Raw genomic sequence first — 13,484 nt, 5'->3', positions numbered from 1 at the left:
TGACGGCGACGACGTCGGAGGCTGCGGACGGCAGCCCCCGCTCCGCCTTCGCGGGCACCGTGTCCACGGGCACGGCGACCGATCGCAGCAGCCACGGGTCCCACCGCGCCGGGAGGGTGCCGGTCCAGGTGGCCGACCAGACCGGCTGGCCGAGCACGGGGTCGACGTCCGCGGGCGACGGGACCGTGGTGACGACCACGTCGGCGAAGGCTGGACCCATCGTCGACACGTCGCGGGCCGCCTCCTCGGAGGTCGTGCGATGGAGCCTGAACCGTTGCACCGCGATGTCGCTCGCGGCATACAGACGGATCGTGACGGTGCCGTCCAGGGCGACGGACGGGCGCGCGAGCGGAGGTGACGGCCGTCGCAGCCGTGGCGCCATGACGGCCTGGAGGTGCTCGTGGGGCGTTCCGGAGTCCGGCCACGGGCTCTCCACCCCGGACTTCGTCATCGTGGTGACGACGAAGAGGTGGATGTCGGTGGACCCCTTGGGCAGGGTGGCGTCGTAGGTGCGCACGGCCCCGTCGACCTCCTGGAACCTGCGGAAGGCGGCGCGGCGCTGGGTCGGGGTCATCGCGTCGTACGCGCTGCGCAGGTCGACCAGCCGCTGGCCGGGGACGGTCGAGTCGGGCGCCTTCGGCGCGAGCCCGGCCCGCTGGCGCAGGGACGTCTCGTTGACCTCCCAGACGATGCAGGTACGCACGTCGGCCCCACCGGGCAGCGACCACGCGACCCGCACGTGGCTGCAGCCCTGCGCGTCGAGGGTGCTGCCGAGGGGCACGCCGGGCAGCGGTGGCGGCGGGAGGGGGACGACCGGGACGGGGCTGGCGGCGCTGGTGCGGGCGGGGTGGGGTTCCCCGGGCGCCCAGGGGGTGGGGCTGGCGCCGACGAGGAGCTGGCGCCGGGTCCAGACCTGCACCCCCCAGCGTCCGGTGCCGGAGAAGTCCAGCGTCGGCACGTCGGCGACCACGGCGTAGCGGCGACCGCCGTCGCCCTGGGCCGGGCCGGGCACGGCGGTCTCGGTGCCGTCGGCGGACAGCGGTCGGACGGTGCAGCCCGACGGGACCGGGGTGTCGCCGGCGAACGTGAACCCGAGGTCCCGGCGGAAGCACCCGGGCGGGGTGACGGCATCCGGGGACAGGCCCGCGGGCGGCGTGGCCGTCGGTGAGGCCATGGGGAAGTAGATCGCCACGAGGTCGACCTGGGTGGGCGTGCGCTCCTCCCACTCGACGGCGACCTCCGCCTTGAGCGTGCCGGGGCACGACGACGACCCGGTCCACCGGGTGTCGAGGGCCACGGAGATGAGGCGGGTCGGCTGGGGTGCGGGCTCGTCCCCGTTCCACGCCACGTCCTGCCACGGCGACCAGAGCCCGTGCAGGTCGCTCACCGCGACGGCGTACCCGAGGTGGCGGCCACCGCTGCCGATGGGGATCTCCTGTCCCCCGTCGACGAGCGCGATGCGGTTGTTGCCCGCCTCGCCCTCAGGGCCGTCGGGGGTGACGAGCAGCGGCCGGTCGCCACCCGCGTCGCGTCGCGGCAGCAGTGACACCGCTGGTCCTGCGGTCATCAGGTCGAACCTCGCCAGCGCCGACTCGGTCACCGGTGACGTCGCAGCGGCCTTGGGCACACGGTCCCAGCTGAGCCGCACGGACTCGCGCCACGGCGCGTCGGGAACGACCGGGCCGACCAGGCCGGCGCGTTCCGAGGTGAGCCCCGTGGGTGTGGGGACGAGGAGGTGCGGTTCTGGAGCAGGGGCGTAGGCCGCGAACTCCCCTCCCCCGCGCTCCGGCGGTGCCAGCCGGGAGTACTTCGCCGTGACGAGGAAGTCGCAACGGCCCACCGCCACCTGCAGGTCGTCCATCTTCTCCATCGTGTAGCTCGCGCCGAACCCGGTGGCCAGGTTGAGGAAGGGGTCGCTCAGGGCCGGCAGCATGAGCATCGGCCAGGGGCCGGTGTCGGCGGTCGTGCCGAGCGACGACGTCCGCCCGTCCTGCTGTGGCGGGTCGACGGCCCGGGGACTGGTGACGGCGAACTGCTGGTACTCGCGCACCCCCGGGTCGTAGAGGGCGGGCAGCTCGGGGAACAGGTCGCGCCGCACCTCCTCGACCAGCAGCTTGGGGTCGGGGGCCTGCCAGGGGGGCGCGGCCCGGCCGGACTCGGTGACCGGTGCCCAGCCCAGGGGTGGGCCGCCGCGCAGCAGCCGGTGGACGGCCGCGTCGACCGGGGGCATGAGGCGGTCGACGGGCCCTTGGTCGGAGGTGTCGTACTCGAACCCGGCCAACGGCTGGTCCACCGGCAGCCCGACGTACTCGAGCTCCTTCCACCCGTCGTCGTCGACGATCCGCTCGAGCGGGTCGATGGAGACGCGGATGTCGGTGCCGTTGACGACCTTGGCGTACGTCGCCCCGGACGTGCGGACGACGATGGTGAGCGGGTCGGCGCTCGGCGGCTGCAGCGAGCCGGCCGCCACGACGTGGTCGGGGTCGTCACCGGTGCGGAACAGCAGCACGGCGACCGGCTGGCCGGGGTCGACCGGGCGGCAGGTGACCTGCACGCAGCCGGCCTCGACGGGCCCCCAGAGGACGAGGGGGATGCGGTCGGACGACACGAACGCCTTGGTGCGCTTCGGCGCGTCCTTCGGCCTGCGCGTCCAGACGGTGAACGCGCTGCGGGGCACCCCGAGGCCCGGACCGCACGCCCAGCTGAGGTGGATGTCCATGTAGCGCAGCTGAAGCCGGCGGTCGTCGAACGCCGCATGCGTCCCGGCCTCGAGGTGGTCGAGCCGGCGGAGGAGCGCGCGCTGCCGAGCGGCGAGGGTCGCCCAGGGCAGTCGGACGGCCCTGGCGCGGAACAGCGACGAGTCGGACCTGCGTGCCATCAGAGCTCCTCCTCCCAGGGTGCGCGTTGGAGCGGGACGTCGACGGCGACCGCCCGGGACTCGGGGGCGTTGGCCAGGGCATCGGCGGCGACCACGAGGTCGAGGGCCACCCGCGTGCCGCGCGCACCGGCGCCGAGGAGGACCACCGCCCGCCCCAGACCGGGCCCACGGATGATGCGCGTGATCCCGGCGGCGGGCAGCGAACCCGCCGGTGCCGCAGCGGTGCTCGCCTGCAGGGACAACCAGTCGGTCGGTCGCGCAGCCCACCAGTGGTGCGTGGGGTCGACCGAGTCGACTGGTCCCTGGACCTGGGTCGGCATGAGCCTGTTGCGCCACAGGGTCTCGCTGCACTCGACGACGACGGCCAGCGGGGCGGGGACGGCGTCGGTCGACCAGAGGACCTGCACGACCGGCGCGCCGGGGGTCTGCGGGACGGTGAGCCCCGCGGCCTGGAACGCGGAGTCGAGCTGGTCGCCGGTGGGTGCGTCCGGCAGGGCCGTGAGGGGTCCGATCGCCGGGACCACGGTATGGCGCCAGCGCGCCTCCCGGAGAAGTCCGGCCAGCTGGGCGACCGTGCCGAAGGCACTGGTGGTGAAGCCGATCCGGTGCACGAGGGCCCGCGCACTTGCGGGTGCGCCCTTCGGGACGGCGTGGATGTCGATGAGGTAGTCGGTGAGGGGTTCCAGGTCGTAGGGCAGCTCGAGGACGTCGTGGTGGGTCCGCTCACCCGAGACGTCGATGCACTGCTGCCCCTGGCTGAGCACCTCGACGACCGCCTCCTCCCACGGGGTCGTGACGGACAGCCCGAGGGCCTTCTTGAGGTGGATGCCGTCGACCTCGAGGGGCACGGTGAACGCGCTCCCCGGGGCCCCGCCGCCCGGCGGCACCGGGTGCTTGCCCGAGGCGGCCAGGACGATGACCCGCAGCTCCTTGCCGTAGGCGTCGAAGAGGGCCGTGACGTTCTGGGTGGCCAGGGCGATGCGGATCGGCTCGGCGCACAGGACGCCGACGTCGTCCATGCCGGGCGCCGTCGCCAGCAGCCACGGCGAGAGGTCCTTCGGCGACTCGTCCGCCCCGTCGGCGGCGAACCGGAAGCTGTCGCTGTGCCCCCCGTCCCAGGTCGGGGCCACCGTCGGCTCGGCGTCCTGCTTCACCGACGCGGCCTTCCAGGCGACCGTCACGGTGTACGACCGGCCCGGTACGAGCAGCGCGTGGTCGTCGGGGTCCTGGGCCAGCGCGGTCGAGATGGCCTCCTGCTCGCTGGAGACCACGGAGCTGTCCCACTCCCAGCGGGATGCCTCGCTGGTCACGACCCCCGTCATCGCGACGAGGTGGAAGGCGGGCGGCTGCTGGTCCTTCGGGAACCGCCCTGTGTCCCAACCGATCTCGATGGTGGCGACCTCCTTCAGGTCACGCGAGCCCACCAGCAGCAGGGTCTGCGGCCAGGTGGCCCGTGCCGCCGTGCGGGCGGCGACCTGGCCGGCCCGGCAGATCGGGTCGGCCCACGGCCCGTCGCCGTCCATCCAGGTGCCGGGCAGCGGGTTGTCGGTGTCGACCCGGTCGTCGGAGCCCAGGCCGCGCTGGTCGAGGACCTGGCCCTTGGCGTCGAGCCACCGGACGACGAGGCGGTCCATGAAGACCTCCTCGGGGACGAGCAGCAGCATGGTCAGGTCGCCCGCCCCGCCGCCCGGGGTGACCCGCAGGACGTCGCGCAGGTCGCCCGGCTGGAACTTCAGCCGGTCCCACGCCCGCTTGACCCGCTCCATGTCCGACTCGGTGCCGCGGGGTGCCGGCTCGTCGGAGTCCAGCACCGGCGACCTGAGGATGCGTCCCTCGCAGCCGAGCCCGACGGACGCGGCCCGACCCACGGCCACGCCGGCTGCCTGCGGGCCGGCCACCCCGACGGCCAGACCCAGCGCCGGGTCCCAGCCCTGGCCGAGCCGGGTGGCCTGCACGTCGGCGAGGCTCGCTCCGCCTGCCAGCGCCGCAGCGACCTCGCCCCAGGCGCGCTCGTCGGTGGCGGCGGCCCGGTGCGAGAACGTCGCGCCGGCGGTGGCGACCCAGCCCTTGAGCGGGTTCGGCTGGGGACGACCCGGCTGCTTCTCGCAGCAGCGGACGGCGTCACCGACGACCACGGCCGGGTTGGTGCCCTGCAGGACGTCGATGGCCGGGTCGCCCGTGCGCCACGCCTCGGTGACGTCGCAGTCGGCGTGCACCGGCCGGGTGCGCAGCGTGTCGGGCGGGTCGGGCCAGGGGATGCCGGTGAGGTGCCACCCGACGGTGCTCGGCCCGGGCGCCTTCCCGTCGAACGTCCAGAGCACGGGGGCGGGTGGCGCCGCCGGGTTGCACACCGTCCCCCACCGGTCGGTGACGCTCGTGGTCAGGGCCTCGCCGTACGGCAGTGCGCGGCTGAACGGCGTCGGCAGCCAGTTGAGCAGGGCCAGCGCCGGACCGGACGACGGATCCGCCGGCGAGGTCTGCTTCCACCACGAGCTCGGGGTCTTGCCCGCGGGAGCAGCCGGTTGGAGGTCGCCGGTGAGCGTGACCGACGTGACCTGGTAGGTCCACCAGCGGTCCCCGAGCCGCACCCAGGGCCGCGCCCCGCTGTTGCCGAGCGGCGCACCTCCCAGCACCGGCCCACCCACCGAGGGCGCGGTGTTGAAGAGCACGACCGGTATGGCGTCGAGCGGCACCGTGGGCGGTGTGCCCGCGACACCGTCCCCGAGGGCGTCCGCCAGCTTGCCGTCGATGGCACGTTCGCCACCGGTGCCCTCGACGAGGGCGGGCGACCGCGACACCAGGCTCACCCCCGCCACGAGCGGTGGCGGCGTCAGGGTCTCGCTGGGCTGGGAGCCGATGGTGAGTGACACGCAGCCCTTGACGCTGAAGAAGAAGAAGTCGACCTCGCCGCAGACCTCGCCGTGGACGTAGGTGACGTCGGGGCTGCTCGGGGTCGTGCGGCCGACGAGCACGTCGAGCTCCGCGCTGGCCCCGATGCTGATGATGAACAGCCGCAGCTCGCCCCGGACGTAGATCTTGCCGGCGAGGAAGAACGGGTCGAACCCGAGGATCGCGTCGAAGCCGCCGGCGACCTCGAGGTAGAGCCCCACCGCCTTGCTGCCCATGAGGACGCAGCTGATGTGGAATCCCGTGGCGATGGCCATCCCGCCGGTCACGGGCGGCAGCACGGGGATGGTGATGCCGTTGCCGTGCACCATGAGGTAGCCGCTGCCGGTGATGACGTCGAGCACCTCGATCGTCACGCGGTCCTCGTAGGAGCCGAGGTCGACGAGCCAGTTCTGGGGGTTGCGGGTGTCGAAGAACGCCGTGACCGGGACGCGGATCTTGAGCAGGCTCTTGATCTCGTAGGCGGCGACGATGCCGAGGGTGATCGTGCCGCGGCCGAAGTCGATGTCGAGGACGGCGAGGAACGTCGCACTCTGCGTGGAGTCCTTGAGCACCGGCGGCAGCTTGAGGACGTCGGCCTTCATGACCAGCAGCAGGCGCGGGCCGGGCACCTCGATGAGGACGATGCCCTTGAGGTTGACGACGAACCCGCCGTCCACGGTGCCGAGCAGCATGCCCGCCGCGAACGCGTACCCGCCGGGGGTGACGGTCCATCCGTCGGGGTGCATGACCGTGCCCCGCTCGAGCTGCGCCTGCAGCCAGTCGAGGGCGGGCACCGGCCGCGCGGCATACGGGGCCTCGTTGCGCGTGTAGTTGATCCCCACACCGCCGAGGAAGCCGTAGATGCCCAGGCCGGAGTTGCCGAGCAGCAGCGGGACGGGGAGCTCGACCTCGGCCCCGATGAGCACCCCGGTGACGCCGTCGCGGGTCTCGACGGCGAGGACGGCGCTGGCACGCAGGTTGATGGGCGTGACGGTGAGGTCGAAGTAGCCCTTGAACCCGAGCGGCGTGAACTCCAGGGATCCCCTGCCGTGCAACGTCCCCGGCACGTCGATCGAGGCGGCGAGCTTGGTGAGGCTGAGCTCGAAAGGACCGTCGAGCCGCGCCCTGATCCGGACCGTCTCGACGGTGACGATGCCGAGGTCGAGGCCGAGCCCGACCTCCACCTCCATGTAGGTCGGGTTGTCGCGGCTGACGCGGAAGCCCAGGACCCGCAGCAGCTCGTCGAGCGGCGGGCTGGCGGTGAGGGCGCCGGCAGGGATGTCGAGGCTGTAGCCCTTGCTGGGGTCGAACACCGGGACCGGCAGGTAGTCGACGTGGCCCGGGTTCGACGGGTTGGGGGCGGTGTTCCACGACGAGCGGACACCGATCGCCTTGTAGCGCGTGGTCACCGGGTGCTCCGGGTTGACCCGGACGATCGTCAGGTCGAACGTGAAGGTGACCTCGATGTCGAGCAGGATGCTCACCGTCGTGCCGCGCGGGTCGACGGTCGCCGAGCCGTCGGGGGCGATGACCCCCTGGCTGACGACGAGCTCGCCGCCGCGCAGGATGATCTTCTGGGTGTTGATCAGGCTGCTCGCACCGAGGGCGATGCTCCCGAGCGACACGAGCGCGCCGGCGGCCGGGCTCAGCTCGGCTGCGGCGGAGCTGAGCGGCGCGAGGATGCTCAGGGCGCCGAGGACGTTGAGGGCGTTGGGGTTGGAGTGGGCGAGGTCCATCTGGGCGAGGCCGTCGAGGTCCGCCTCCGCCGCCCTGAACTCGGCGCTGACCAGCCACGAGTCGCGGTCCTCGGCGATGCGCAGCCGGACGAGGAACGTGCAGATGCCGTCGCTGGGGTTGCGTGCGCCCTGGCGCAGCTGTTGCTGTCCGTGCTGGCGCAGGGCGGTCTCCGCGGCGGTCTCGATGTCGAACTCGCCGTACACCTCGGCCCGGATGAAGGTGCTGCGCAGGAGCTCGACCCGGACCCCGATCTTGCGGAAGCAGTCCGGCCGGCCACCGGTGGGCGGGGTGCGGTCCACCTCGCGCGGCGGCGGCGTGACGACGCGCTCGACCCTCGCGGTGATCGTCTCCTCACCGTTCCCCGCCGTGGTGGCCCGGGCACGCCACCACGCGCCGCTGCCTGCCGCGGGCGGCGGCGTGGTCCCCTCGACCGACGTCGTCTGCGACTTCGCGAGGGTGAACCCGTCCGCACTCCCGGCCGTGACGTTCGTGAAACCCTTGCTGCGCAACAGGTCCACCATCACGTCGCGGCGGCGCTCGCTGAGCTTGCGGTTGTAGTCCGCGTCCGCGGGGGTGTCGTGCTGGGTCCCCTCCCATGACGCATACCCCTTGACGGTGAGGGCCGTGCCGGCACCGATCTGGGCGATGACCGCCGGCGTGAGGGCCTGGGTCAGTGGGGCAGACCCTCCGGCGTTGTCGCGGCTCGACGCCTGCCCCGTGCGCACGTTGTCGGGGTTGCTCGCCCACGTGTGCAGCGCCCCGGTGATGGTGGGGTTGAAGGGATCCGGCTTCGCGAACAGGTAGTACGCGTCGATCACCTGCGGCTGCGTCGCCGGGAGCGTCGCGGTCACGTCCACGCGGGCCCCCGCCGCGACGGGGACGTCCGCGGTCACGGACGGCCCCACCGAGCCACCCGCCCAGGTCCAGTTCGCCGGCACCGGCGGGTCGGTGGTCAGCCGCACCATCGTGGCGGTCCCCGCCCCCGGCACCTCCCGTATGGCGTGCGGCCGGGTGTTGGTCGGCGTCACCGTGACCGTCGAGCTGCCACCGGTGCCGCTCGGGTCCGTGCGCCGCACCGCGCTGAAGGTGCGCGTGGTCGGGTTCCCTGCACCGTCGGTCGCGGTGACCGTGATGGACAGGCTGCCCGTCGCGGGGACGGTGACCTCGACGCGGTCGTCGGTCGTGACCGTGCCGTCGACGTCGATGCTGACGGTGATGGGAGCCAGACCGCCGGCGGTGTCGACGAAGAGGGTCGCGTGCTCCGGCACCTGTGCGGCGCCCGTACCGGGGTCGCCGATCCACTCCCCCGAGGCGGTGCGGAAGCTCACCGTCATGGTCGGGGTGCCGCCGCGGTTGACCACCTCCGCCTCGAAGATCCCGGTGACGCCGGCGTGGACGCCGAGGCCGATCCACAGGTCGCGCACCCCCGCGCTCACCGCGACACCCTGGAGCCCGGTCGGGGCGACGAAGAGCCGGGCCTCGGGGAGCCAGAAGCCCTGCCAGTCGGCAGGCATCGCGCGCGCTTCGGCCGGCACCCCGGGGCCGGCGGTGCCGGAGAGGTCGAGCACCGCCGTGCGGAAGGCGAAGCCGACGACGTCCGACGGACCGACCAGGGCGTGGGGCGGGTTCATCGAGATGAACTCGTAGATGTGGTCGACCGGCGTGCCGCCGGTCTCGGCGGACAGCAGCTCGACGCCGACCGACTGGCCGCTCAGCTGCTTGGCCCGGATCCGCAGGGCGGGGAGGGTGAAGGTGACGGGCATGCCGTTGGCCCGCAGCTGGCCTTGACCGTCCAGCTCGGCGCCGCGCAGGAACGGCAGTCGTACCAGGACGATCGGCACGCCCAGGGTCACCCGCCAGCCGCCGTCGCCGACACCACCCGACTGGTGCAGGGCGAGCTCGACGCTGACCGTGGGGTCGGGGAACTCGATGGGGGTCGTGCTCGTGGTGCCGCCGTTGCCGAACCCTCCGGAGCCCGGATCGAGGGTAATGGGCGTGGGCCACGTGCCGCTGGCGGTGTAGGCGTGCCAGGTCCCGTCCTCGTCGGTCTGCAGGCCGTCGTCGGTGGCGTTCAGCCCCTGCAGGAGCGGTCTGACCTGGTCGAGGGCACCGGAGCTCTGCGCGCCGGCGGGGAGCTCGTCCCACAGCGACACGGCATACCTCCCTGAGCGGGTGCGGGCACGACGAAGGACGGCCCGTCAGGGCGCCCGGACAAGTGGTCGGCCGCAGGTTCCCCCTCGCAGCCAATCCCCAGCGAATGCAAGCCAATGGTGCTGTTTGCAGGTAACCAGCGGGGAGGCGCCGCGGTCAACGGCCTGTCACAGAACCGCCATCAGCGCCGCCACAAACACCGTCATTCCGGACGGCCGTCGCCCGTGGACGCGCGGCGCCGGTGTCGCGGATCGTCACGCGGTCGGGGTGAGGCCATCTTCGAGCAGGCCGCCGCCGAACTCGACACCGCCCAGTCCCGGTCCACCCTTTCGACGCCGCTACGTCACTGATCGCGCTCCGCGATCAGTGACGTAGCCGCAACACACCCCCTCCCCTCCCCCTCCCGCCCTACCGGACGACCGACCGGGCCCGGGACTCGACCGTGATGGTCACCGAACCCCCCAACGCGTCGAGCAACCCGCCCACCAGGGGCAGGTCCGCCTCCCCCGTCAGCCGGACCACTGCCGTCCGACCGTCCGGGCTGCCGGTGCCCCTCGTCACCCCCCAGGAGCTCATCCCGACCGGGAGCGGCCGCGCCGCGAGGTAGTGCTCTGCCGTGGCAGCCACCGTGGCGTCGCTGACGGGAACCGCCGTGCCAATGCCGTCCTGGTAGGCGCCGAGGTCGAGGGAGTCCGCGGCGTCGAGGGCGGCCCCGTCGGCGGCATCGAGCAGGCGCATCCGGGACAGCTGGGCCGAGGTGACGGCGATCGTGCCGACGACGAGCAGGATCGCCACGACGGTGTAGCCGAGGATGAGGATGCTGACCTGACCCTGTTCGCCACGGCGGGCGAGGGCGCGACGGATGTCGACGCTGCTCACGGACGGGTCCGGAAGCGGTCGACCACCGCGACATGGCTGGCCGAGACCGGGACCTCGAGGGGGACGACGTCGCGTGCGAACGCCGGGACGAACGGCAACGGCACCGTCACCGTCGCGACCACCTCGATCCGTCCCTCGGGCCGCAGGCACGGATCGCCGTCACAGTCCATCGACAACGCTCCCTCCGCCTCGTCGAAACCTTGGTCCTCGAAGGCGATTCGCGCCGCAGCCAGGGCGCGCGGCTCGGCAGCCTCCTGCGAGGTCGCTGTGACGTAGCCGCGGCCGGCCTCGCGAGCAGCCGTCGACGCTGCATACGCCCCGGCCTGGAGGCGCGCCATCGTCATGACGAGGTAGATGAGCGGCACCAGCATCAGCACGCCCAGGACGACGAACTCCACCACGGCACTGCCGCGCTCGCCTCGGTGGCGCAGCCTGTCCACCTCTCGCCTGAGCCGTCGGATCACTGGGACTCCAGGAAGGCGCGGCCCACGACGTCGAGGCTCCGGTCGGGCCCGAGCGGACCGAGGACGGGCAGCGGGGCCCGCACCCGCACCACCACGACCCGGACGCCGCCCACCTCGGTGGTGCTCACGGTGACGTCGCCGGCGAACCGTGGAGACAGCGAGGTCCGGATGAGGTCGCGGGTCCGCTGGGCACCCTCCTCGGGCGTGGCGCCCGCGCGCGCCCCGAGCCGCGCGCCCTCCGAGGCGCAGGAGATCAGGGTGTTGCGGATGTGCAGCGCGAGACCCAGCTGGAACACGGCGACGAAGAGCAGCGTCACGAGCGCGGACACCATGGCGAAGTCCGCGACCGCAGCACCTGACTCGCGCGGTCGTCGGACCCCCCGGCGGTCGCTGATCGCCATGCGTCAGGGGCCGGAGACGGTGCCCATGGCCCGGTTGAACAACGCCCGCAGCTGGTCGTCGGCGACGGTCCAGAGCACCGCCACGAGGCCCGCGGTCATCAGCGTGATCATCACCCAGCCCGGAACGTCACCGCGTTCGTCGCGGCGCGCAGCACCATGGAGCGCGTACTGCGCCCGGGTCAGCGCCTTGGTCAGGATCGTCATGGGTCTACCTTTCGTCGAGCCATCAGATGGAGAACCGCAGGAACGAGAAGCCGGGGTAGATGGCGAAGAGCACGGTGACGGGTAGGACGAGGAAGACGACCGGAACCATCATCGCGATCTCCTTCTTGCCCCCGGCCTCCATCACCGCCCGGCGACCGGTCTCCCGGACGTCCTGGGCCTGGGCCCGCAGCACGTCGGCCAGCGGCGTGCCCCGCTCGACGGCGATGATCATGCCGTCGACGAAACGGGCCAGGCTGACGAGTCCGGTGCGGTCGGCCAGACCCTGCAGGGCGGTGGGCAGGTTGGCGCCAGCCCGCGCGTCGGCAAGGCAGCGGCCGAGCTCGTGGGACAGCTCACCGTGCGAGAGGCGGCAGACGCGCTCGAGCGCACCGACGGCGCCCTCACCCGCACCGACCGCCAGCGCGAGGAGCTCGGCGATGGTGGGGAACTCGGCGAGCATCCTCTCCTCGCGGCGGTTCGCCTCACGGCTGAGCCACTGGTCCCGTGCGACGACCCCGACCCCCGCGCCGCACAGGGTCACGATCACGGCCGGTCCGACGGAGCCGCCGTTGCCCAGCCACAGGCTGACCCCCAGGACCAACCCCACGACGAGGCCGGCCGCACCCCAGAGCACCTGCTCCGCCCGGAACCGCTCGACGTCGGCCGGTCGCCCCGCCCGCAACAGGCGGCGTCGCACGGAGGCCGAGCCGCCCAGCACCCGCTCGATGCGTCGCGCCAGGTCGGCAACAAGGGGCCGGGCGAGCACCCCGAGGACGCCGGCACCCGAGCCCGGTCGCCCCGCGAGGAGCCGCGACGGTCGGGGCGCGTCGCGCAGGTACGGGAGCAGGCGGTCCTCGAGCGTGGCCCGGCGGCGGCGGGGCAGGCCCGCCCACGCGAGCAGCAGGCCCACGCCGGCGCCCAGCCCCAGCAGTGCCCCGGGGAGCGAGATCTCGACGCCCGCAACGGGATTCGTCATCGCAGCACCCGTTCGTCCTCGGGCAGTCGTCCGATGTGGATCATGATGCGGTAGGCGGCGACCGAGATGGCAGCACCGACGAGCAGCACACCCGTGCCGGTGGGGCTGGCGTAGGCCTGGATCGACTCGGGTCGGGTGCACAGCATCGCCAGGACGATCCACGGCGCAGCGACGGCGAGCCGGGCCGCGTTCACCGTCCACCCCTGGCGGGTCTCGAGCTCGGCGCGGGTCCGGCTGTCCTCACGCAGGAACGTGGACAGCGTCCGCAGCAACCGACCGAGGTCACTGCCGCCGACCTCGCGGGCGATGCGCAACGACTCGACCAGCCGGTCCCCCACCGGGTCGCTCAACCGGACCTTCAGCAGGTCCAGGCTCTCCTGGAACCGGCCGGTCGTGCGGTAGTCCTCGGCGAACGCGCGAAAGGCCGGTCGCAGCTCCTCCGGTCCACGCCGACCCAGCTGGCTCAGCGCCTCGGGCAGCGCCATCCCGGCACGAACCGCCGACGCGATGTTGTCGACGGCGTCCGGCCACAGCTCGCGCAGGCTCGCGCGCCGACGGCGTGCCCGCATCCGCACCAGGGCGATCGGGGCGTACCCGGCCATGGCTGCGAAGCAGAGCGCCACGGGGGCCACCCCGGTGGTCGCGGCCACGAGCAGCACCACGAGGGTGAACGCGATGGCGCAGGCGCTGACCAGGCTCCGCGGTCCCACCGAGTCGTAACCGGCCTGCACGAGCTCGTCGCGCAGCCGGTCCGACACGGTCACCCGAGGCGTTGCCACCGCTCGAGGAGCCGGGACCCAGGCCGACCACCAGATGCAGAACAGACCACAGCCCAGCACCAGCCCGAGCAGGGTGCCGGTGGCGCTGCCCCCGACCCCGCTCACCAGCGCGCGCAACCCGTCCAC

Annotated in this window: 7 protein-coding genes; all 7 read right to left on the bottom strand. The window is 73.2% G+C overall.

What is annotated here, in order from left to right; translation table 11 throughout:
- Positions 1 to 2,877 precede the first annotated feature (2,877 nt).
- A complete protein-coding gene (locus tag ASD62_RS16895) occupies positions 2,878 to 9,657 on the bottom strand; it encodes a hypothetical protein (RefSeq protein ID WP_056916961.1) in 6,780 nt (2,259 codons plus the stop codon).
- 406 nt (positions 9,658 to 10,063) lie between these two features.
- Positions 10,064 to 10,534 carry a pilus assembly protein TadG-related protein gene (locus ASD62_RS16890; RefSeq protein WP_056916960.1) on the bottom strand — a complete coding sequence of 157 codons (471 nt, stop codon included), beginning with the start codon at positions 10,532 to 10,534 and terminating at the stop codon, positions 10,064 to 10,066.
- Positions 10,531 to 10,974 carry a pilus assembly protein gene (locus ASD62_RS16885; protein ID WP_157581523.1) on the bottom strand — a complete coding sequence of 148 codons (444 nt, stop codon included), beginning with the start codon at positions 10,972 to 10,974 and terminating at the stop codon, positions 10,531 to 10,533. Before ASD62_RS16885 ends, ASD62_RS16890 begins: the two co-directional genes overlap by 4 nt.
- A 20-nt stretch (positions 10,975 to 10,994) precedes the next feature.
- Complete coding sequence (locus ASD62_RS16880) at positions 10,995 to 11,399, bottom strand: TadE family protein (protein WP_082580906.1); 405 nt, start codon at positions 11,397 to 11,399, stop codon at positions 10,995 to 10,997.
- Between the two features lie 3 nt (positions 11,400 to 11,402).
- Complete coding sequence (locus ASD62_RS16875) at positions 11,403 to 11,603, bottom strand: hypothetical protein (RefSeq protein WP_056916959.1); 201 nt, start codon at positions 11,601 to 11,603, stop codon at positions 11,403 to 11,405.
- A gap of 22 nt (positions 11,604 to 11,625) precedes the next feature.
- On the bottom strand, positions 11,626 to 12,579 hold the full coding sequence (locus tag ASD62_RS16870) for a type II secretion system F family protein (protein ID WP_056916958.1): 954 nt from the start codon (positions 12,577 to 12,579) through the stop codon (positions 11,626 to 11,628).
- Positions 12,576 to 13,484, bottom strand: a complete 909-nt coding sequence (locus ASD62_RS16865; protein ID WP_235529126.1) for a type II secretion system F family protein — start codon at positions 13,482 to 13,484, stop codon at positions 12,576 to 12,578. Before ASD62_RS16865 ends, ASD62_RS16870 begins: the two co-directional genes overlap by 4 nt.

This window comes from Phycicoccus sp. Root563, from assembly GCF_001427915.1.
GTDB lineage: Bacteria > Actinomycetota > Actinomycetes > Actinomycetales > Dermatophilaceae > Pedococcus.
This window is presented reverse-complemented; position numbering and strand designations above follow the sequence as displayed.

Coding starts and splice junctions, on each gene's coding strand:
- ASD62_RS16880 (WP_082580906.1), bottom strand. CDS start 11,399: ATGGCGATCAGCGACCGCCGGGGGGTCCGACGACCGCGCGAGTCAGGT.
- ASD62_RS16875 (WP_056916959.1), bottom strand. CDS start 11,603: ATGACGATCCTGACCAAGGCGCTGACCCGGGCGCAGTACGCGCTCCAT.
- ASD62_RS16870 (WP_056916958.1), bottom strand. CDS start 12,579: ATGACGAATCCCGTTGCGGGCGTCGAGATCTCGCTCCCCGGGGCACTG.